This is a genomic window from Achromobacter sp. F4_2707 (genome assembly GCF_047501535.1).
In the GTDB taxonomy this organism is placed as follows: Bacteria; Pseudomonadota; Gammaproteobacteria; order Burkholderiales; family Burkholderiaceae_B; genus Yanghanlia.
In genome coordinates this window covers 39600-61347 of record NZ_JAZDRJ010000010.1, presented here as the reverse complement: position 1 = coordinate 61347, position 21748 = coordinate 39600, and the positions used below count along the sequence as shown (strand labels likewise).

At 58.3% G+C, this 21748-nt stretch carries 14 protein-coding genes; 11 read left to right on the top strand and 3 right to left on the bottom strand.

The genetic code is table 11. The features are described 5' to 3' along the window. Positions 1-9 precede the first annotated feature (9 nt). From aceF to purF, 6 genes are all read left to right on the top strand, one after another. On the top strand, positions 10-1758 hold the full coding sequence (aceF, locus tag VRY85_RS10920) for a dihydrolipoyllysine-residue acetyltransferase (protein ID WP_414598626.1): 1749 nt from the start codon (positions 10-12) through the stop codon (positions 1756-1758). Positions 1759-1767: 9 nt separating this feature from the next. Beyond that, the gene (gene lpdA, locus VRY85_RS10915; protein ID WP_414598625.1) at positions 1768-3549 is read left to right on the top strand and encodes a dihydrolipoyl dehydrogenase; all 1782 of its coding nucleotides are present in this window, start codon (positions 1768-1770) and stop codon (positions 3547-3549) included. A gap of 297 nt (positions 3550-3846) precedes the next feature. Continuing rightward, complete coding sequence (gene folC / locus VRY85_RS10910; RefSeq protein ID WP_414598624.1) at positions 3847-5283, top strand: bifunctional tetrahydrofolate synthase/dihydrofolate synthase; 1437 nt, start codon at positions 3847-3849, stop codon at positions 5281-5283. Positions 5284-5345: 62 nt separating this feature from the next. Beyond that, positions 5346-6140, top strand: a complete 795-nt coding sequence (locus VRY85_RS10905) for an SPOR domain-containing protein (RefSeq protein ID WP_414598623.1) — start codon at positions 5346-5348, stop codon at positions 6138-6140. Further along, positions 6137-6631 (top strand): CvpA family protein, encoded by a 495-nt coding sequence (locus VRY85_RS10900; RefSeq protein WP_414598622.1) that lies wholly within the window; start codon positions 6137-6139, stop codon positions 6629-6631. Before VRY85_RS10905 ends, VRY85_RS10900 begins: the two co-directional genes overlap by 4 nt. Before the next feature lie 91 nt (positions 6632-6722). Then, the gene (gene purF, locus VRY85_RS10895; protein WP_414598621.1) at positions 6723-8219 is read left to right on the top strand and encodes an amidophosphoribosyltransferase; all 1497 of its coding nucleotides are present in this window, start codon (positions 6723-6725) and stop codon (positions 8217-8219) included. 48 nt (positions 8220-8267) lie between these two features. Here purF and VRY85_RS10890 read toward each other — a convergent pair whose 3' ends face one another. Beyond that, positions 8268-10997, bottom strand: coding sequence for a cation-transporting P-type ATPase (locus VRY85_RS10890; protein ID WP_414598620.1), 2730 nt, complete (start codon positions 10995-10997; stop codon positions 8268-8270). Positions 10998-11032: 35 nt separating this feature from the next. Between VRY85_RS10890 and VRY85_RS10885 the strand changes: the two genes are divergently transcribed. From VRY85_RS10885 to VRY85_RS10865, 5 genes are read left to right on the top strand one after another with little or no spacing between them, the layout of a single operon-like run. Then, on the top strand, positions 11033-11986 hold the full coding sequence (locus VRY85_RS10885) for a phosphate acetyltransferase (protein WP_414598619.1): 954 nt from the start codon (positions 11033-11035) through the stop codon (positions 11984-11986). Then, positions 11979-13166: an acetate/propionate family kinase gene (locus VRY85_RS10880; RefSeq protein WP_414598618.1), complete on the top strand. Its 1188-nt coding sequence runs from the start codon at positions 11979-11981 to the stop codon at positions 13164-13166. Before VRY85_RS10885 ends, VRY85_RS10880 begins: the two co-directional genes overlap by 8 nt. A gap of 21 nt (positions 13167-13187) precedes the next feature. Next, the gene (locus VRY85_RS10875; protein ID WP_414598617.1) at positions 13188-15596 is read left to right on the top strand and encodes a xylulose 5-phosphate 3-epimerase; all 2409 of its coding nucleotides are present in this window, start codon (positions 13188-13190) and stop codon (positions 15594-15596) included. A 29-nt stretch (positions 15597-15625) separates the two neighbouring features. Next, positions 15626-17005, top strand: coding sequence for an MBL fold metallo-hydrolase RNA specificity domain-containing protein (locus tag VRY85_RS10870; protein ID WP_414598616.1), 1380 nt, complete (start codon positions 15626-15628; stop codon positions 17003-17005). Next, positions 17002-18534: a thymidine phosphorylase family protein gene (locus tag VRY85_RS10865; protein ID WP_414598615.1), complete on the top strand. Its 1533-nt coding sequence runs from the start codon at positions 17002-17004 to the stop codon at positions 18532-18534. The genes VRY85_RS10870 and VRY85_RS10865 overlap by 4 nt, the downstream gene beginning before the upstream one ends. Positions 18535-18644: 110 nt before the next feature. On the opposite strand, the gene VRY85_RS10860 is transcribed toward VRY85_RS10865, so the two are convergent. Then, positions 18645-19136, bottom strand: coding sequence for a disulfide bond formation protein B (locus tag VRY85_RS10860; RefSeq protein ID WP_414598614.1), 492 nt, complete (start codon positions 19134-19136; stop codon positions 18645-18647). A gap of 19 nt (positions 19137-19155) precedes the next feature. Beyond that, on the bottom strand, positions 19156-21738 hold the full coding sequence (locus tag VRY85_RS10855; RefSeq protein ID WP_414598613.1) for a [protein-PII] uridylyltransferase: 2583 nt from the start codon (positions 21736-21738) through the stop codon (positions 19156-19158). Between the last annotated feature and the right edge of the window lie 10 nt (positions 21739-21748).

Below are 21748 nucleotides of genomic sequence, written 5' to 3'. Positions count from 1 at the left end.
GACAGTACGATGAGCAACATCATTGAAATCAAAGTACCCGATATCGGCGACGTAGCGGAAGTCGATGTCATTGAGGTGCTGGTGGCGGAAGGCGATACCGTTGCACAAGAGCAAAGCCTGATCACTGTGGAGTCTGACAAAGCCTCCATGGAAATTCCCTCCACCGCAGCTGGTGTGGTGAAACTGCTGAAGGTCAAAGTGGGTGACAAAGTCAGCGAAGGCTCTGTGATTTTGGAACTGGCTGACGACGCAAGTGCTTCTGCGCAGCCGCCGGCTGTCGCAGCCCCAACGGCCAGGGCGCCAGATGCCGAAGCGCCTGCGCAGCAAGCCGCTGATGCCGCACCGTCTAAGCCTGCCCCGGCAGGCGGTCAAGCCGAACGAGCCACCGTTGTGGTGCCGGATATCGGCGACGCCACCGATGTCGAAGTGATCGAAATCATGGTGTCGGTCGGCGATCAGGTCGAACCCGAGCAAAGCCTGATTACGGTGGAGTCCGACAAGGCGTCAATGGAAGTGCCGTCTTCCCATGGGGGCGTCGTCAAGGAGGTTCGCGTCAAGTTGGGTGACAAAGTCAACCAAGGCAGCGAAATCGTCATTCTTGAAGGCGTTGCCAGCCCCAAAGGTGAAGCCGCCGCAGACAGCGCTCCGGCTCCTACAGCTGCTGAGCGCGAGCCCGATGTTGCGCCCGAAGCGCCGACGGGCGGTGTGGAGCGGCCCGTAGCCACGTCCTCCGCTCCGGTGGTCAGTGGAGGAACCGGGCAGTTGGCCTCTGCGCCCCCCGAGCGCCATTCGCCGACAGAAGCCTTTGCCAGTGCGGATGTTCCTATGCGCACTCTGCCACACGCTTCCCCATCAGTGCGCAAGTTTGCGCGCGAATTGGGCGTGGACCTCACCAAGGTCAAAGGTTCGGGCGCCAAAAGCCGCATTACCCCCGACGATGTCCGCAACTACGTCAAGCAGGCGCTGGCGCAAGGCAGCGATGCGACCGTCACAACCAGCGTGTCGATGGGCGAGGGCGGTTTCAACGTATTGCCGTGGCCGAAAGTCGATTTCACCAAGTTTGGTGAAGTCGAAGTCCAGCCGCTGTCACGCATCAAGAAGATCTCCGGGGCCAACCTGCATCGCAATTGGGTAATGATCCCCCATGTCACCAATAACGATGTGGCCGATATCACAGGCTTGGAAGCGTTCCGCCAGGAACTGAACAAAGAGCAGGAAAAAGCCAAGTCGGGCGTCAAGCTGACCATGCTGGCCTTCCTGATCAAGGCGGTGGTCGCCGCATTGAAGAAGTTCCCGGAATTCAACGCTTCGCTAGATGGCGACAGCTTAGTTCTGAAAAAATACTTCCACATTGGCTTTGCCGCAGATACCCCCAACGGTCTGGTAGTGCCTGTGATCCGCGATGCCGATCGCAAGGGTATTCTGGAAATCGCTGAAGAAACCTCTGAGCTTGCCAAGCTAGCGCGCGAAGGCAAACTGGCTCCTGCACAAATGCAGGGCGGATGTTTCTCCATCTCTTCGCTCGGTGGTATTGGCGGTACGGATTTCACCCCCATTATCAACGCACCTGAAGTCGCCATCTTGGGTGTGTCGCGCTCCACTATGCAGCCTGTCTGGAACGGTAAAAAGTTCAAGCCACGCCTGATGCTGCCGCTGTCGCTGTCCTACGACCATCGAGTCATCGACGGTGCGGCCGCCGCGCGGTTCAACGTCTACCTGGCCTCGCTGTTGGCGGATTTCCGTCGCATTACGCTATAGGAGCCGGGCATGACTGTTCAAATCACCGTCCCCGACATTGGCGACTTTGCCGATGTTGAAGTCATCGAAGTGCTGGTTTCCGAAGGCGATGAGCTCGAATTAGAGCAAGGCATTGTCACGGTGGAATCGGATAAGGCCTCCATGGAGCTGCCGGCCGATCAGCCCGGCAAAGTCGTGAAGGTGCTGGTCAAAGTGGGCGACAAGATCAACCAGGGCACGCCCCTGGTTGAGATCGAGCCTGCGACTCAGGGCGCGAACCCCGCTCAAAACGACGCGAAAGCGGCGCCGCAGTCAACGCCTGCAGCCCCTGCATCTCCGGCACCCAGTGCAGCGGTTTCCTCTGCATCGGTGACACAAGCCGCTTCCTATTCCGGCCAAGCTGATTTGCAATGTGACGTGCTAGTGCTGGGAGCAGGGCCCGGCGGCTACTCAGCCGCCTTCCGTGCTGCCGACCTCGGCCTTAAAGTAGTGCTGGTTGAACGCTATTCAACCTTGGGTGGGGTTTGCCTGAACGTCGGTTGCATTCCATCCAAAGCATTGCTGCATAACGTGGCTGTGCTGGACGAAGCCCGCAAGTTGGCTGAAAACGGCATTTCTTTCGGCGAACCCAGCATTGATCTGGACAAACTGCGTGCTTACAAAGATGGCGTTATTGGCAAGCTGACGGGCGGCCTGGCCGGCATGGCCAAAGCGCGCAAGGTAGAAGTTGTGCAGGGTAACGGGGCTTTCCTCGACCCCCACCACCTGCGTGTGGAAGGTGACTCCGGTTCCAGAGTAGTGAAATTCTCTTCGGCCATCATCGCTGCAGGTAGTGAATCCGTAAAACTGCCGTTCTTGCCGCAAGACGAACGCATTATTGACTCCACTGGCGCGCTTGAACTCAAATCCATACCGGAACGCATGCTTATTATCGGTGGGGGCATCATCGGCCTGGAAATGGGCACGGTGTATTCCTCGCTGGGGGCTCGCCTGGATGTCGTAGAGATGTTGCCGGGCCTGATGCCGGGTGCCGACCGCGACCTGGTTAAGGTGTGGGAAAAATTCAACGCCAAGCGTTTCGACCATGTCATGCTCGAAACCCGTACCGTTTCTGCGGAAGCCCGGGACGATGGTATTTGGGTGACATTCGAAGGCAAGAATGCCCCCAAAGAACCCCAGCGCTACGATCTGGTCTTGCAGGCTGTGGGGCGCGCACCCAACGGCAAGCGTATCGGAGCCGATGCTGCCGGCGTGCAGGTGGACGAACGCGGCTTTATCGCTGTTGACCGCCAGATGCGTACCAATGTCCCGCATATTTACGCGATTGGCGACATCGTGGGCCAGCCCATGCTGGCGCATAAGGCTGTTCACGAAGCGCATGTTGCTGCGGAAGTCATTGCAGGGCAGAAGAGCTTTTTCGACGCCCGCGTCATTCCATCCGTGGCGTACACCGACCCGGAAATCGCCTGGGTAGGCCTGACCGAAGAAGAGGCCCGCAAGCAGGGCATTAAGTTCGATAAAGGCGTCTTCCCCTGGGCTGCATCAGGTCGGGCCATTGCCAACGGCCGCGACGAAGGCTTTACCAAGCTGCTGTTTGATGCCGACACGGGTCGTATTCTGGGCGGCGGCATCGTGGGTACCGGAGCCGGAGATCTCATCAGTGAAGTCGTACTGGCGGTCGAAATGGGCGCCGACGCCGTGGATATCGGTAGCAGCATCCACCCGCATCCCACCTTGGGCGAATCCGTCGGCATGGCCGCGGCCGTTGCTCTAGGGAGTTGCACAGACTTACCCGCCCAGCGCAAGAAGTAGGGCCTGTTGTAAGTTGCGGGCTTTATCAATCTGCACAAAAAGCGCCGCAAGAGTGTTGAACTGCACCCCAAAAGTTTGGACACCGTCCTCACTTTTGGGGTGTTTTCAATGAGCTGGCAGTGCGAGTAACCTCAACCCAAAGTGGTTCGGGATTATTTGTCGAAGCAGGTCGGCGGCCATAAACCAGTTGGCCAAGTCCTCGGCATAGACGGGGCGACGGTACGGAAGTACTAGCAAGGCGTAGTTCTGTATCCCTTACAATAGAACCTTCCGCCGTACTCATTGGTTGTCATCAAAATGCCCACCCCATCCCCCCGTTCTTCAGCGCCGCTTTCTGAGTGGCTATCCTACTTGGAAACCTTGCACCCTACGGCTATCGACATGGGGCTGGCTCGTATTACAGAAGTAGCAAAGCGGTTGGAGCTGAAGCTGCCATGTGTGCGCATCACAGTGGGGGGCACCAACGGCAAAGGCTCGACTTGCGCTACGCTTGAAGCCATTTATCTGGCGGCTGGCTACAAGGTGGGAACCTATAGTTCTCCGCACCTTGTTAGCTACAACGAGAGAATTCGCCTGAACGGCGAGAATGCGCAAGATGCTGACATCGTAGAACAGTTTGTTCGCATTGAAGACGCGCGAGGCGATATTACGCTGAGCTATTTCGAGTTTTCCACGCTTGCCGCCATGTTGCTATTTGAGGCGCGCGGGGTGGATGTCGCCATTCTTGAAGTCGGGTTGGGCGGGCGGCTGGATGCTGTCAATATGCTGGATGCAGATTGCGCCATCATCACCAGTGTCGACCTCGATCACCAGGAGTACCTTGGCAATGACCGCGAACAAGTGGGCTGGGAAAAGGCTCATGTTTTCCGCAAAGGCAGGCCGGCCATATGCAGCGACCCCGTGCCGCCACAGAAACTCATTGATTACGCCGCTTCGATAGGCGCGGATCTCTGGTTGTTCGGGCGAGACTTCAACTATTCGGGCGACCGCCTGCAATGGTCTTACGGCGGCCGCGAACAACGCCGTAACAGCCTGGCCTACCCATCGTTACGGGGAGCCAACCAATTGCTGAACGCGTCGGCGGCTCTGGCAGCCATCGAGGCCTTGCGCAGCAGCTTGGCCGTGCCACAGCAGGCAGTTCGTATTGGCTTGTCGCGGGTGGAGCTGCCGGGCCGCATGCAAATATTACCGGGCTTGCCTTCTATCGTGCTGGACGTCGCTCACAACCCCCATGCCGCCGGGGCATTAGGGCAGGGCCTGGATGCAATGCCGTCCTGCCCCGAAACTCACGCCGTTGTGGGTATGTATGCCGATAAAGATGTTGAGGGTGTGGTGAAGCGCATGGCTTCCCGTATCACGCATTGGTATTGTGCCGGCCTAGAAGGCGGGCGCGGGTTGTCTGCGGAAGCTTTGGCTGAAATCGTGCGTAAAGTGCTGGCCGAACGTGGTGCAGCGGCAAGCAGTGCCGCTCAGTCAGCTTCTCAAGCCCCTGCATCGCCGATTGTCGTGCCCGCCATTACGCCAGATCAGCCGGCCTCTTCCGGGCCAGGAGTGAAACCTGCGCCACGCCCTGCGTCGTCGCAGCGCCAAGTCGAAATCAGCTGTTGGTCAGACCCTGTTACAGCCTTTCAAGAAGCCAGGAAGCGGGTCAGTGACAATGATAGAATTGTGGTGTTCGGGTCGTTTTCCACGGTTGGCCCGGTGCTCAGCGAGCTCGGGCGAGATGCTTTCTAGTCAGGGTTCGTCCAGCAGTCTTACATACGCAAAATTCAGTTAAACGCGAGGTCTTAGCGTCCATGGGATTGTTTTCGCGCAAAGAATCCTCCGCCAAGGGCGGCCAGGGCAGTTCAGCACGGACCAGCAGCGAAGCTCAGGCGGCAGAGTTGCGTGTCCGAGCACGGCGCCGTCTTATTGGGGCCTTGGTGCTCGTGCTGACCGCCGTCATCTTCGTTCCAATGCTGTTTGACTCACCGCCCGAAGAAGAGATGCCGGTGCCGGTGGTCATGCCGGAAATCATTCCGCCCATCCCCTCAGAGCCACAAGTGGCGTTGGCACCGGAACCCGGGCAGCCGCCAGCTGATGCCGGGCTGGTGCAACAGCCTCAGCCTGTGCAGCCATCCGGCGCACCTCAGGCAGCCGAAACCCCGGTCGAACAGCCCGCTGCGCCACAGGAATCCAAACCTGCTGAAACGTCTGCCGCCAAGCCTGAGCCTCCAGCAGAATCGCCTAAACCGCCTGCCGAAAAGCCCGCTCCGACCACACAGCAAAGAGCCCGCACAGACGATGGCTCCCTCGCTCTGGCTCTGCTTGAAGGGCGTATCCCGCCTCAGTCTGCATCTGCTCCACAGGCCGCTTCAGGAAATTTTGTTCTGCAAGTCGCCGCCTATACGACTCAAATGGATGCCCAGGGGCGTCGCGATAAGCTCATCGAGGCAGGAGTCACCAACGCATACGTGGAAGAGGCCATCGCCAACGGTAAAACGGCCTATCGCTTACGTGTCGGGCCTTTCCCTACTCGCGAAGCCGCCGATGCTGCTCAGGCCCGCCTGCGCCAGCTTGGTTATAACAACGGTCTGATTTTTACTAAGTGACAGGGTTCGACTATATCGTGCTGGCCATACTGGGCTTTTCGGCCCTGCTCGGCATGATACGTGGCTTGATCAAAGAAGTACTCTCGCTGGTTGCCTTCGTGGTGGCTGTGGCTGCCGCCGTGTGGTGGGGGGGCTCCATCGCAGCCTCCTTGTCCGACCTCATTGCCAATGATTTTCTCCGCGCTGCGGCGGCTTACGGCGGAACCTTCATCGCTGTTTTGTTATTGGTGGGCCTGCTGAATGTGACGCTGGCCGGGCTGGTGGAGCGCACCGGGCTGACACCTGCCGATCATGGCCTGGGAGCTGTTTTTGGTCTGGCGCGTGGTGCACTCATAATTTTTGTCTTGGTTGGTCTGGCAGGTTACACCCAGCTCCCTCAGGAGAAGTGGTGGAGTGAAGCCAAGCTCTCCAATGCCGTAGTCATGGCCGTCCAACAATCCAAAACGATGTTGCCACCCGCGATATCGTCCTGGCTTCCCGATATGGAGTAAGCGGGCGGTCTTTTTTATTCTTCGCAACCGTACGCATCTGTCGGGCGGTTCATCATCAGAGTCGATTCAAAGTCAAAACAGGGGCATCGAAATGTGTGGAATCGTGGGGGTCGTAGCGACCGCCCCCGTCAATCAGTTGATCTATGACAGCTTGCTGCTTTTGCAGCACCGTGGCCAGGATGCCTCCGGCATTTCGACCTCGCATGACCAATTCTTCAGCATGTACAAGGCCCATGGCCTGGTGCGCGATGTGTTTCGCACGCGCAATATGCGCTCGTTGCCGGGCAACGCCGGCCTGGGGCAGGTGCGCTACCCGACGGCAGGCTCCGCTCAGAATGTTGATGAGGCGCAGCCGTTTTATGTGAATGCACCGTTTGGCATCATGTTCGTGCACAACGGCAACCTCACTAACTGGCGGGAACTGCGCGAAGAGCTTTTCAGCATTGATAAGCGGCATATCAATACTAATTCCGACTCCGAGGTGCTGCTGAATGTCTTTGCTCATGAGCTGGACAAAGCGGCAGGCGGGCGCCCATTGGATGACGAGGCGGTTTACCAGGCGGTGGCAGCCGTACATAAGCGCTGTCGGGGTGCGTATTCCGTTATTGCCCAGATTGCCAATTTTGGCATGGTGGCCTTTCGTGACCCGAATGGCATCCGTCCCTTATGCATCGGCACCCATGAAGCCGGACAAGGCAAGGAATGGATGATTGCATCTGAGTCCGTGGCTCTGACAGGTTGCGGTTTCAGTCTGCTGCGCGATATTGAACCCGGCGAGGCCGTCATTATCGACCTGGACCGCCAGATGCGCAGCCGTCAGTGCGCCGATGAGCCCATACTGACGCCCTGCGTATTCGAATACGTCTATTTCGCCCGGCCAGACAGCACCATAGATGGCGTGTCGGTATATAACGCACGTTTGCAAATGGGGGAGTATCTGGGCAATAAAGTGGCGCGCTCCCTGCGTTTGGGGGATATCGACGTTGTCATGCCCATCCCCGATTCGGCCCGCCCGGCAGCCATGCAGCTGGCATCCAAGCTCGATCTCAGCTATCGCGAAGGTTTTATCAAGAACCGCTATGTGGGCCGCACCTTTATTATGCCGGGTCAGGCAGTGCGCAAAAAGTCCGTGCGTCAGAAATTGAGCGCCATTGATATGGAGTTCCGTGGCAAAAACGTGCTGCTGGTGGATGACTCTATCGTGCGGGGCACCACCAGCCGGGAAATTGTTGAAATGGCTCGCTCAGCAGGGGCCAACAAGGTGTATTTCGCATCCGCTGCGCCTGCCGTTCGCTTTCCCAACCTTTACGGCATCGATATGCCTGTGCAGACTGATTTGATCGCCCACGGTCGCGATACTGAAGAAGTCGCTCAAGTAATCGGCGCAGACGGGCTGGTTTATCAGAATCTGGACGACCTGGAACAGTCCATTCGTGATCTTAACCCGGCCATTCCACGGTTTGAATCATCGTGCTTCAATGGCGTTTACGTGACTGGCGACATCGATGACGCTTACCTGGAAGTGCTGCAGCGCACGGGTGGCCAGCGCGCGCCGGCAGGTGCGATGTCGCCCAAGCACGAAGACTGAGCACCGGCTTGCGCGCACACAGCGCTCTTTTTCACTACGCCCCCGATTTCAGGCCCTAGAGGCCTGAAATCGCTGCACAATAATTTTTTCAGCCTCCACGCTGAAGAACAGCACCAGGGCGGCAGCCAGCGTCAGCAGCCATTCGTTTGCGCTGAGTGGCGCAGAGCCGAAAAGCGTGTTCATCGGCGCCCAGTAAATGTAGATAAACTGAAGCAACAACGTGACCCCAATGGTAAGTAAGGCATAGCGGTTGCCGAACAGGCCTTCGCGGTCCAGTACACAGCGCCTGAGACGCCGGCTGTTGATCAAATACACCACCTCACACAGCACGACGGTGTTCACTGCCATGGTGCGAGCCACCTCCAGGCTGGCGCCGGCATCTAGCTTGTAGAGGAAGAGGGTGACGGCACCCAACATCATCAACACGGAAACCAGTGTCAGGCGCCATATAAAAAACGCGTTGAACAAGGGTTCTTGAGGCGGGCGGGGCGGGCGGCTCATGATGTTGTCGTCGGGCGGGTCAAATGCCAGCGCCAGGCCCAAAGTGCCGGCCGTCACCATGTTGATCCACAGCACTTGCGCCGGAGTCAGCGGCAAGGTCAAGCCCAGCAGCAAGGCGGCAATGACAACCAACGCCTCGCCGCCATTGGTGGGCAACATGAAAAGAATGAATTTTCGCAGGTTGTCGTACACAGCCCGGCCTTCGCGCACGGCGGTAGCAATGGTGGCGAAGTTGTCATCGGTCAGTGTCATGTCCGAGGCCTCGCGAGCGGCATCCGTGCCTTTCATGCCCATACTCACGCCAACGTCGGCGCGCTTCAAGGCAGGCGCATCATTGACGCCGTCGCCCGTCATGGCCACGATGTTGCCATTATCCTGCATGGCCTGCACCAGCCTCAGCTTATGTTCAGGGCTGGCTCTGGCAAAGATGTCGATTTCTTTCACCAGACGTCGTAATTCCGCATCATCCAAAAGGGAGATCTCGGCGCCGGTGATCGCTGGCTTCCCGACACCGATACCCAACTGGGCGCCGATAGCCCGTGCAGTATCAGCATGGTCGCCGGTAATCATCTTCACATTGATGCCCGCGGCATGGCACTGTTCTACTGCGGTAATGGCTTCTGTGCGAGGCGGGTCGATAATGCCCACGAGCGCCAACATGGTGAAGCCGGCTTCCATGTCCGTCGTTTCAAGCAGGCCTGAGGCAGGCGCGCCAGGCTTACGCGCCAGAGCAAGCAGGCGCAGGCCACGACCGGCAATGTCATTGGCCATGCGGCGCCAATAATCAACGTCGATTTCCTGCAGAGTGTCACCATCCAGCTGCCAACGGCACATATTTAGTATTTGTTCAGGCGCGCCTTTCACCAACAGCCAATCGTTTCCGTCTTCGTCTTTATTGTGAGTAGCCATGTAGCGGTTGGCCGACTCAAAGGGGATGGAATCCAGGCGAACCCACTGGCGGGCCAGTGTATCCGGATGCAAGCCGGCCTTAGCCCCCAGTACCAACAGCGCACCTTCGGTCGGATCACCCACAATATTCCAGCCGTCCTCGCTGTGCTGATGGGTGCTGTCATTGCACAGCACACCAACCTGAAGCGCAGCCAGAAGATCGGGCTGCTGACTTGCCTGGGGCTTGCCGTTAAGGTCTGTAATTTCACCTTGCGGAGCATAGCCGACGCCGGAGACTTGGTAGCTTCCACCACTGGTAACCATCAGCTGGACCGTCATCTCGTTGCGAGTCAGTGTGCCGGTTTTGTCGGAACAGATAATCGTGACCGAGCCCAGAGTTTCCACTGCCGGCAAGCGGCGAATCACAGCATTCTTGCGCGCCATGCGCTGTACACCAAGGGCCAGGGTGATGGTCATGATGGCGGGCAGCCCTTCGGGAATTGCCGACGCCACGAGCGCTACCGACATCAAAAACATATCGGTCAGCGCGTAGCCACGCCAAAACACACCGAATAAGAATGTCACGGCCGCCAAGCCCAGAATGACCAGAGCCAGTTGAAAGGAAAAACTGTTCAACTTGCGGATCAGGGGGGTGCTGACCTGTTCCATACTGCTGAGCATCCGGGTGATGCGCCCGAATTCTGTGTGCAGGCCGGTGGCGACAACAATGCCTACACCTTGGCCGCCAACGACCAAAGTGCCCGAATAACTCATGCAGTCGCGGTCGCCAAGCACGGCATCGGCTGCAACGGCTTCCGTGGATTTCTCGACGGCCAGCGATTCACCTGTGAGCGAGGCTTCGTCAACCCGTAGTTCGCGGGCTTGAACAAGGCGCAAATCAGCGGGAACGCGGTCACCAGCGGCGATCAGCACCCGGTCACCCGGGACAAGGTCTGCCGCGTTGATTTCCTGGCGCTTGCCTTCGCGTATCACTGTGGCGTGCGGAGCCAGCATCCTGCGTAGCGCCGATAGTGCATTTTCCGCCTTGCCTTCTTGCACAAAGCCGATCAGGGCATTGATGACGACTGCCCCCCACAGTACACCTGCATCCACCCAATGCCCCAGAAGCGCCGTGATAATGCCGGCCGCCATCATGAGATAAAGTAACAAATTATTAAACTGCATCAGCAAACGCATCAAAGGATGGCGAGGCTTGGCGGCGGCCAGTTCGTTGGGGCCATACTTTGCCAGCCTGGCAGTGGCCTGGCCCCCGGACAAGCCGTTTTCAGGCGAGTTCAGAGTCTGTGCGGCGTATTCTGTGCCGTGTGCATGCCAGGATTGGGGCGGCGCCCCGGCTTTTGATTTAATAATGTTGTCTTGTGCTTTCATGTAACATTATGTAGTGGTTAACCCTGGACATCCTTATGAGCGAATCTCTACGTTATCAGACCTTGATCGAATCAGCGCGTAAAATCGACCCGCCAATCTGCGCAGTGGCCCACCCTTGCGATACCAGTTCGCTCAGTTCTGCGGTCGAAGCCGCTCAATTGGGTTTGTTTCGCCCAGTGCTGGTCGGCCCTCGCAGCCGCATCAAAAAAGTAGCACAGGAAAGCAAGCTGGATATTTCAGGCTTGGAGCTGATCGATACGCCCCATAGCCACGCCTCGGCAGATCTGGCTGTCGAGTACGTGCAAAGCGCACAGGCATCGTTGCTCATGAAAGGCAGTCTGCACACCGACGAGCTCATGCATTCGGTGATACAGCACAAAGGCGGTTTGCGCACCGAACGCCGCATCAGCCATGTTTTCATCATGGATGTGCCCAACTACGATGAGCTGCTGTTTATCACCGACGCCGCCGTCAATATCTTCCCCGATCTCGAAACCAAAGCAGACATCATCCAGAACGCGATTGATCTGCATCTGGGCCTGGGGCTGGGTACGCCGCGAGTGGCGATCCTGTCTGCCGTGGAGCAAGTCACCAGCAAGATCCCCAGCACCATCGAAGCTGCAGCGTTGTGCAAAATGGCTCAGCGCGGCCAAATACAGGGCGGTGAGCTCGATGGCCCACTCGCTTTAGACAACGCCATCAGTCTTGACGCCGCTCGCATCAAGGGTATTAACTCTCCAGTTGCCGGGCGTGCGCAAATTCTTGTGGTGCCAGACCTGGAAGCGGGCAATATGCTGGCTAAAAACCTGACCTTCCTGGGTGGCGCTTCTGCGGCGGGCGTGGTGCTGGGCGGCAAAGTGCCCATTGTGCTGACCAGTCGTGCCGACAGCGGCAGTACCAAACTCGCGTCCTGCGCGGTTGCCTCCCTGTATGCCGACCATCTGATTAAACAGCAGCTGGCCCTGGCGGCGGAGGGCAACGATGAATGATGTGATTCTGGTCGTCAATGCCGGCAGCTCCAGTCTTAAGTTCCAAGCGCACGAAATACAGGGTGACAAAACCCTGGCGCTGATACTGGGCGGCAGTTTGACAGGCATTGGCGGCAGCCGGCCTGCATTCAAAGTAACCGACGCGAGCGGCGAATGTCTGGTGAACCGCCAACTGGAACCTGCTCAGGCTAAAGACCTAGGCGCTGCTCAGGAGATCATGGCAGGTTGGTTGCAGGAACGTATTCCACAACCCCCCATCGCTGTAGGGCACCGCATTGTGCATGGCGGGCCCAAGATGAGCCGCGCCGTTCTGGTGACGCGCGAAATTCTTGACTACCTGGACGAACTCGTTCCCTTGGCCCCACTGCACCAGCAGAATAATCTCGCGCCGGTGCGCGTAATTTTTGAACATTGGCCAGAAATTCGTCAGGTTGCGTGCTTCGACACCGCCTTCCATCGCACACAGAGCAAAGTGGTTGAACGCTTTGCATTGCCTCAGGAATATTACGATCGCGGTGTGCGCCGCTATGGCTTTCACGGCCTGTCATATCAGTACATCGCGTCCCGCCTGCGCGAAATCCTTCCTGAAGTCGCAGCAGGGCGGGTGATTACCGCACACTTGGGGTCAGGGGCATCGGCTTGCGCCATGGTCAATGGGGTCAGCCAGGAAACCACCATGGGCTTTACAGCGTTGGATGGTTTACCCATGGGCACCCGGCCGGGCCGCTTGGATGCAGGCGTCGTTCTGTGGATGCTGGAACAAGGCATGGAGCACGATGAAATTCAAGATCTGCTCTACAACGGTTCTGGTATGAAAGGCTTGTCGGGCATCTGTAACGACATGCGCACGTTACTTGCCAGCAATGAACTGTCAGCGCGCCTGGCCGTCGATTACTTCACGTACCGTACCGCAGAAAGCATTGCCGGGCTATGTGTAGCCACGCAAGGCTTGGATGCCCTGGTATTTACTGCCGGGGTCGGTGAGAACTCCCCTGAAATCCGTGCGCAAGTGTGTAACCACCTGGAATGGATGGGCATTCGCCTCGACCCGGCCGCGAATGCGGCCAACGCGCTAACCATCTCTCAGCCTGATAGCCGCATCGGGGTATATGTCGTGCCAACCAATGAGGAACAAATCATTGCACAGCAGACCTACGACACCCTGACTGGCGTGCTCTAAAACTACTGTCTGGAGGACACTATGCCGCATACTCATCGCCCTGAATCATCCACGCTCCGTTCCCTGCCTTCCTACGCGCGCTGGGCGCAGGGCCATAGTGTCATCCAACATCAGGAGCGCACCAATGAGCGTGTGCTCTCATTGGCCGCGCGCCTGGTGGAAGAAGGCAGAGTGCCCGATGCGGCATTCGTATTTGATGTCCTGGCGGCTGCCGACCGCCTGACAAGCGCCGCCATGTGGTTGGTTGCGCACATGACTTACGCCCAACGTGTGCGGCTGGACGGCCAGCCTTTGCAGGCGGAAGATTTCAAGCCTTCGCCGCAAGGCCATACCGGGGGCTCCCTCAATATGGTGCCCGCCTATGTAGGGTACTTGGCCGCTAATGTCTTGACCGGCCATACCCGCAGTTGGGTCATGGGGCAGGGGCATTGCGTGGCGGCCATTGAGGCGGTCAACGTTCTGATTGGTAATGTTTCGCCCGGTCAGAAAGGGCGCTACACCGCCACGGATGAAGGGCTTACCCAGCTGGTACAGGACTTCTACTCCTATGCCATCACCCCTGAAGGCCTGCCGGGTGTTCCCTTAGGCAGTCATGTCAACGTCCATACGGCCGGCGGCGTGCTGGAAGGCGGCTATCTGGGGTTTGCCGAGGTGCAGTATGTACACATGCCGCTGCCGGGAGAAAGCTTGGCTGTGTTCTTGAGTGACGGCGCCTTTGAAGAACAACGGGGTGGCGACTGGGCGCCGCGTTGGTGGCGGCCTTCCGACAGCGGCTATGTGATGCCCTTCATGATTCTCAATGGGCGGCGCATCGAACAACGCACCAATATCGTTCAGGAAGGGGGCGCAGGCTGGCTGATGGACCATCTGCGTCTGAATGGCTTTGATCCCTTTGAAATTGATGGCCACGACCCGGCTGCCTATGCATGGGCCCTGCTTCAAATGGAAGATGTCCTGGCTGGCTATGGAAAGTTGGAAGAAGAAGGGCGGCTGAGTTACCCGTTGCGCCTGCCGCACGCCATCGCTACATGCGTTAAGGGCTACGGCTTTCCAGGAGCGGGCACCAATCACTCACACAATCTGCCATTGGAACAGAACCCGGCATTCGACGAGGCGGCTCGCGATGAGTTCAATCGTGGCGCGGCCCGGCTTTATGTCGACTTGCCGTCGCTGGATGCGGCGCGCGGCATGTTCAAATTGCACCGTACGCAGAACCGGCCGTTGGAACGGGACCACCCGCTGACTCGCCGGCAGGTGGAGCAACCGGTTTTCCCGACGCCTCCCCAATACGACGCGCAACAGCCCATCTCTCCCATGAGAGCCATGGACGATGCATTCGTCGAGCTAGTTGAAGCCAACCCGGGCCTGCGCGTAAGGGTGGGCAACCCCGACGAGCTTCAAAGTAACCGCATGGGCCGTACCCTGGCCCTGCTAAAACATCGTGTCGATAAGCCCGAGCCGGGCGGCCACGAAGCCGTCGATGGCGCGGTCATCACTGCACTCAATGAAGAAGCCGTGGTTGGCGCTGCTTTGGGCAATAAGGGCGGGCTGAATATTGCGGTCAGCTACGAGGCGTTTGCCGTCAAGATGCTGGGGGCGCTGCGGCAGGACATTCTCTTTGCCCGCCACCAACGCGAGGCGGGGACACCGCCGGGCTGGTTGGGGGTGCCTGTGGTGCTGACTTCCCACACCTGGGAAAACGGCAAGAACGAGCAGTCTCACCAAGACCCGACTCTGTGTGAAGCCCTCTTGGGGGAAATGTCCGATACCGCTCGCGTCATGTTTCCTGTCGACGCAAATACCGCAGTAGCCGCCTTGCGGGAAGTCTATTCCAGTCACGGTGTGATCGGCGCAGTGGTCGCGCCCAAACAGGAAATGCCACAGGTCTTTGACACACAGCACGCGACGCAAGCCATGGAAATCGGCTTTGCAGCCTTGCAGCCGCTGGCCGACGATACCCGCATTCAGCTGTTGGCGGTTGGCGCCTATCAATTGCAGGAAGCGCTGCGGGCCGCTCAGGTACTGGGGAACCATGGGTGCCGGGCGCAAGTGGTGGCCATTTTGGAACCAGGCCGTTTACGCATCCCGCGCGACCGCATCGAAGCGGGTTTTGTCACGCCCGACGATGTCGTGACCGAGGCGTTCCCCACAGGGCTTGCTCGCGTCATCATTTCGCATAGTCGGCCTGAACCCATGCTGGGCGCTTTGCGCCGTATTGACGGTGGGCCTGGGAAGACAGTCGCCTTGGGCTATATCAACCGGGGCGGCACCTTCGACGCCGAAGGTATGCTGTTCGCCAACCAATGTACCTGGGCGCATATTGTCCAGAAAGCGGCAGCCTTGTTGGGTGAAGACGCGGCGGTTTATCTGCCAGAAAACGTTGTGAAAGCCCTTGCGGGGCGCGGCAAACTGAACGACATTTACCAGTAAGCACAAACCACTCGTAACAAGGGGGCGCAATGAGCCACAGCGACGCTTTCAAACTGAGTTTTCTTGGGGCAGCAAGTACGGTTACGGGCTCCCGAGCGTTGCTGCAGGATGGCGACCAGAAGCTGCTGGTGGATTGCGGCCTGTTCCAGGGGTTGAAAAATCTCAGGAAACGCAACTGGGCGCCATTTCCTGTCGAGGCGTCCAGTCTGGGGGCCGTTCTTCTTACCCATGCCCACCTTGATCATTCCGGCTATCTGCCCCGGCTGGTCCGCCTGGGTTATAAGGGGCCGATTCTAGCGACGGCCGCCACGGTTGAGCTGGCTCATATTCTGTTGCTGGATAGCGCTGGTATTCAAGAGGCAGACGCCGAATTTCTGAACCGGCATAATCTCACATCGCATAAACCAGCCTTGCCGCTATACACCGTGGCCGATGCAGAGCACGCACTTAAGCAGTTTCAAAAAGTGGAGCTTAACGAGTGGGTAGATGTCATGCCGGGCTGGCGAGCGCGCTGGCATGACGCCGGGCATATTCTGGGCGCCTCCATCGTAGAAATCGAACACGCGGGCCGCCGCGTGGTGTTTTCCGGCGACCTGGGCCGCTACGACGACGCCATCATGCAGGACCCTGCACAGCTTAAACAAGCCGACTATCTGGTGGTGGAATCCACCTATGGCGACCGGGAGCATAGTGATGCCGACCCCTTGCAGGTGCTGGGCGATCTCATCACCCGCACGACTCAGCGCGGCGGAACGGTTTTGATTCCGGCTTTTGCCGTGGGGCGGGTGCAGTTGTTGCTGTGGTATTTGTACCGGTTGCGCGGCAGTGGCCGCTTGCCGGCCAGCCTGCCCGTCTATGTGGATAGCCCGATGTCCACCAACGCCACCGAAATTTATCGGCGTAACACCCGTTTATTGCGGCACGACTACACCGAACTTCAGGCTGCTTTCCAGATGCCTCGCTATGTGCGCGATGTGCAGGAGTCTAAAGCGCTGGACATCTCTCCTATGCCGAAAATTATTATTTCGGCCAGCGGCATGGCGACCGGGGGCAGGGTGCTCCATCATCTCAAGCATTATGCGCCCGACCCACGTTCCACCATTCTGTTCGCAGGTTATCAGGCAGCAGGCACGCGGGGCGCCACCATGGTCAGCGGTGCGTCCAAGGTTAAGATTCACGGCGAGTACATCCCGATCCGTGCGGAAGTGGAAAACCTTTCTATGCTGTCCGCCCATGCCGACAGCAACGAAATCATGCGCTGGCTGTCGGGCTTTGAAGTCGCTCCTAATCATTGCTTCCTGAATCACGGCGAGCCACAAGCTGCCGATACGCTGCGCTTGCGCATCAAGGATGAGCTGGGCTGGAAAGTCAGCGTACCTGAACACCTCGATGAGTTCATTCTGAAATGAAAAAATTCACCCCTCGTTTTGACGACAGCGCAATGGCGCCGCTCAAAGCCCGGCGCTTGCGTATCCATACCGATCACGAAGCCGTCGTCTTTATGCGCTCGGACAGCCCCGTGGGCAAGTCTGAAGGCTTGGCAAGCCAAGTCAGGGTTTCCGTCAGGTCGGGCGCGCGCGAAATTATTGCCACGCTCTACCAGGTGGATGGCGACGCTTTAGGGCTGGATGAAGCAGGCCTGTCAGAATCGGCTTGGGCCCAACTGGGGCTTCAGGAAGGAAATACCGTGTCTATCCGGCATCAGCGCCCTGTAGACTCGTATTCCGCCTTGCGACGGCGTATTTTCGGCTTACGTCTCGATGGTCCATCGCTAAGTATGGTGATTGACGATATGGCCGCAGGCCGTTATTCCGACGTCCACATCGGTGCTTTTCTCACCGCCTGCACCACACTGCCACTCGACCTCGACGAAACGCGTGCGTTGACCCGGGCCATGGTGGAAACCGGCGTTAGGCTGGAGTGGCCGGCCTCCATGGTGCTGGATAAGCACTGCGTGGGCGGCTTGCCCGGCAATCGCACCACACCGCTGGTGGTCGCCATCGTCGCCGCCCATGGGCTGCTCATTCCTAAAACCTCTTCTCGGGCCATCACCTCGCCTGCCGGTACAGCCGACACCATGGAAACCCTGGCGCCGGTTGATTTGCCGATTGAACGCATTCGGCAGGTCGTTGATCGGGAAGGAGGCTGTGTGGTGTGGGGCGGTTCCATGCAATTAAGCCCTGCCGATGACGTCATGATACGAGTACAGCGGGCGCTTGATCTGGAAAACGACGGTCAGATGGTGGCTTCCGTCTTATCCAAAAAAATCGCTGCCGGCGCGACTCATATGGTGATTGACATCCCGGTGGGGCCAACAGCCAAGGTGCGTAGTCCAGCGGCGGCAGACCATCTGCAACTCCTGATGGAGTCCGTTGCCAGAGATTTCGGCATTGAGCTTATTACTTTACGCACGGATGGGCGCCAGCCGGTCGGGCGTGGCATTGGTCCGGCTCTGGAAGCACGCGATCTGCTTGCCATTTTGCGTAATGAACCGCATGCGCCCGCCGACCTTAAAGAACGTTCCTGCCGTCTGGCAGGAATTTTATTGGAAATGGGCGGTAAGGCTCCGCAGGACACCGGTTACGAGCTGGCCCTGAAAACCTTGGAAGATGGCCGAGCCTGGCAGAAGTTCATGGCGATTTGCGAGGCGCAGGGCGGCATGCGCGAGCCTCCTGTAGCGCCCTTAAAGCAAGTGCTGCGGGCGACTGAGGCAGGCCGGGTGTGTGGAATTGACAATCGCAAGCTGGCTCGCCTGGCCAAACTGGCCGGTGCGCCCGAAAGCGCTTCAGCAGGGCTGGAAATGCTGGTGCGTCTGGATGAAAACATCAGCCCCGACCAGCCCTTGTGTGTGATTCACTCAGCCAGCCGGGGCGAGCTGGAATACGCCTTGGCCTATGCAGAGGGCAACCCGGACATCATCGCCATAGAACCTTGCTGAAGGCCGTACCAGCTCTGGATACGGCGTTTCAGCTGTCAGAACCTTGAACCGGCTTTAATAATTCACTAGCGATGCACTGGGTGCCATAGCGCAGCCGCCCGCAGGCGGGTTTATTCTTCAACCGGGCGACGTAACAGTGCCATCACTCCAAGAATCGCCACGATGACAAATAGCGCAATCGCCCAAAAGACATATTCAACGCCAAAGAGTTTCACCTGAGCGTCCATGCAGGTGGCATAGATGCCGAACAGCCAGGGAATGCCCGCCTCCAGGCCGCTATACCCCATGAAATGATCAGCGAAAGTACGGTCGCAAGAAAACATCTGTGCAGCGACCGTATGTTGATACCAACCGGCCACGACACCGCCTGCTGCCCCGATTGCAGCAAGTGCCCCGGCAACCCGAGGCGTCACAGTGCAGAAGCGACCACCGAGGGTCCCTAACCAGGCGATCACCGCAATCCCCAAAAACAGCAGGCGTTGAAACACGCACCAGGCGCATGGAGGCATGTCGAATGCGTGCTGAGAAATCAGCGCTGCGCCAACGGCCGCCACACAGAGCAGGGCGATCAGATGCAATAGGCGGGTAGATGAGAGTGTCACGATGTTGCTTCTTGGTCGGTTAAACAGAAAAAGGGGCTTCCAGGGCGGCTAGGATATCGCGTTCGAACTGGCGTTGGGCACGCGGCTGTTCAAGTGAAGCGCCGCCCACGATGAAAATGTCCTCAACGCGGTCGCCTAGCGTCATGATTTTGGCCATTTTTAGATCCACCTCGTGCGTGGCAAAAACTTTAGCAAGACTGTGCAATAGGCCCGGGCGATCCGCGGCAGTAATGGCCAGCCGCCAGGAAAGATGATGCTCATCGGGTTGCAGCTCCACACTAGGCACAATGGGAAATACCCGCGAACGGCGCGAACGCTTGCGTGCCAAGCGCGTTTCCGGGCATGGAGTGCGCGACGGTTCGCGCAAACTCGCCGCAAGCTCGCGTTGCACCAGTGCTGCGTAGCTGTGATAGTCGGCTTGCGCATCGAGCAGCAATACGATGAAGCTGTCCAGCGCCCAACCGTGGTGGGTTGTGTGAACCCTGGCGTCCTGCACACTGTAGCGGGCTTCATCGAAATAACGGCAGATAGATACAAAGAGGTCTTCACGATCAGGGGTGTAGACCAATACTTGCAAGGCCTCGTTTTGACCAATTACCCGGGCCTTGACAACGGGCTCAGGCGTATTGACGCAAGCATGAAGATGGTAAGTGTGCCAGGCGATATCGCTTGCGTCGTGGCGCAAGAAATAGGCGACATCCATTTGCGACCAAAACGCTTCCCGATTAGCGTCGGTCAAGCCAAAACGACGAATTTCGTCTTGTGCATCTAGTTTGCGGCGAGCCAGCACGGCGCCTGGATCTGGTTGGCTGGTACCCAGTGCTTTCAGGCTGAGATGGAAAAGGGTTTCCAGTAATTTCCCCTTCCACGCATTCCAAACCTTGGGGCTGGTGCCCCGTATGTCGGCTACCGTGAGTAGATACAGCGCGGTCAGGCGTCGCTCATTTCCCACTTGAGCGGCAAACTCTAGAATCACCGCTGGGTCGCTGAGATCGCGCTTCTGGGCCACCATGGACATCAGCAGATGATGCCTGACGAGAAACTCGCACAGCTGCGCCTGTTCGCCTTCGATATTGTGCTCGCGGCAAAAGCGGCGTACGTCCTGAGCGCCCAGCTCAGAGTGGTCGCCGCCGCGCCCCTTGGCGATGTCATGAAACAGGGCGGCCACATATAGCAGCCATGGGTCTTCAAAATCGGCCATTAACTGGCTGGCCAGCGGGTGCTCCTGAGCATGTTCCGGCAGCGTAAAACGCCGCAAGTTGCGAATGACCAGTAGCGTGTGTTGGTCAACCGTGTAGGCATGAAATAGATCATGCTGCATCTGCCCGACAACGCGGCGGAACACCGGCAGGTAACGTGGCAGAATATTCAGCATGGTCATGCGCTGCAGGGTTTGAGTCACCCTGCGAGGCTGTTGCAGAATCTGGATGAACTGATGGCGATGAACGGGGTTGCGCCGGAATTGCGTGTCGATGCGGCGCCGGGCATGCCATAGCGCGCGTAGCGTCTGTGCCGTGACTCCGGTCAGCTCGCTATGCTCTTGCATTACAAGAAAGGCGCGAAAGATCAGTGCCGGGTTGCGCTCAAAAGCATCTTCGCGGCGCACGGCGAGGCGACCACGTACGGCGCAAAAATCCTCATCAATGGCTTGAAATTGCTCCACGGGCAGTGGGAACAGGCGATCTTCCAGAGTATGCAGCAAGATACTATTCAGCTGGCAGACGACCCGCGCCGCCCAGTAATAACGCTGCATCAACAGCTCGCTGGGGCGCCGGTTCTTGGTGGCTTCGAAGCCGTAGATTTCCGCCAAGGCAGGCTGCAAGTCGAACAGCAGGCGATCTTCGCGCCGCCCGGCCAGTAAGTGCAGCTCAATACGCAGCCGCTTAAAGGCGAGTTCGGCGCGGCGCAACGCTCGCAATTCAGAAGAGGTCAGGCCGTCATTGCGGGCGATTTCAGCCCAAGTGCTGCCCATGCCGGCCGCCTGCGCCATCCACAACACCACTTGCAAATCGCGTAAAGCGCCAGGGGATTCCTTGCAATTGGGCTCCAGCGCGTAGGCGGTATCCTGAAAGCGGGCATGGCGTTGCTGCATTTCAGCCCGTTTAGCCTGAAAAAAACTCCGCGGGTTCCTTTGGCGCGACATGGCTTCTCGCAAAGCCTGCATCAGTTTACGGTCGCCTTCTAGCCAGCGAGATTCCAGCAATGAAGTTTCTACCGTGACATCTGCTGCCGCTTCGCGTGTGCAATCTTCAATGGTGCGCACACTATGGCTAGGCTCCAAGCCCAAGTCCCACATGGCGGCAACAAAGGCTTCGAGGTAGCGAGTCGCCTCGGCTGAAGGCGGTTCCTGCAAGAGTATCAGGACGTCGACATCAGAAAAGGGGTAAAGCTCGCCGCGCCCGTAGCCGCCGACCGCCACCAGGGTGGCTCCCGGCGGCAGAGGGTGGAGCGCCACCAAGCTTTTCAGCGTGCGATCCGCAATACGCCGTAGGTTTTGCAGTAGGGATTCAGGCCGCCGGTTCTCTCGAAAAAGTTGTATGGCATCGCGCCGGCTTGAAGCAAGCTGATGGCGAAGCAGCGCGATGTCACGAGTGAAAGCCATGGCGGCGGTA

What these genes read in the sequence shown, in the direction of transcription:
- VRY85_RS10890 (WP_414598620.1), bottom strand. Translation starts at nt 10,997, where the DNA reads ATGAAAGCACAAGACAACATTATTAAATCAAAAGCCGGGGCGCCGCCC.
- purF (WP_414598621.1), top strand. Translation starts at nt 6,723, where the DNA reads ATGTGTGGAATCGTGGGGGTCGTAGCGACCGCCCCCGTCAATCAGTTG.
- folC (WP_414598624.1), top strand. Translation starts at nt 3,847, where the DNA reads ATGCCCACCCCATCCCCCCGTTCTTCAGCGCCGCTTTCTGAGTGGCTA.
- VRY85_RS10885 (WP_414598619.1), top strand. Translation starts at nt 11,033, where the DNA reads ATGAGCGAATCTCTACGTTATCAGACCTTGATCGAATCAGCGCGTAAA.
- VRY85_RS10870 (WP_414598616.1), top strand. Translation starts at nt 15,626, where the DNA reads ATGAGCCACAGCGACGCTTTCAAACTGAGTTTTCTTGGGGCAGCAAGT.
- VRY85_RS10855 (WP_414598613.1), bottom strand. Translation starts at nt 21,738, where the DNA reads ATGGCTTTCACTCGTGACATCGCGCTGCTTCGCCATCAGCTTGCTTCA.
- lpdA (WP_414598625.1), top strand. Translation starts at nt 1,768, where the DNA reads ATGACTGTTCAAATCACCGTCCCCGACATTGGCGACTTTGCCGATGTT.
- VRY85_RS10875 (WP_414598617.1), top strand. Translation starts at nt 13,188, where the DNA reads ATGCCGCATACTCATCGCCCTGAATCATCCACGCTCCGTTCCCTGCCT.
- VRY85_RS10905 (WP_414598623.1), top strand. Translation starts at nt 5,346, where the DNA reads ATGGGATTGTTTTCGCGCAAAGAATCCTCCGCCAAGGGCGGCCAGGGC.
- VRY85_RS10865 (WP_414598615.1), top strand. Translation starts at nt 17,002, where the DNA reads ATGAAAAAATTCACCCCTCGTTTTGACGACAGCGCAATGGCGCCGCTC.
- VRY85_RS10880 (WP_414598618.1), top strand. Translation starts at nt 11,979, where the DNA reads ATGAATGATGTGATTCTGGTCGTCAATGCCGGCAGCTCCAGTCTTAAG.
- aceF (WP_414598626.1), top strand. Translation starts at nt 10, where the DNA reads ATGAGCAACATCATTGAAATCAAAGTACCCGATATCGGCGACGTAGCG.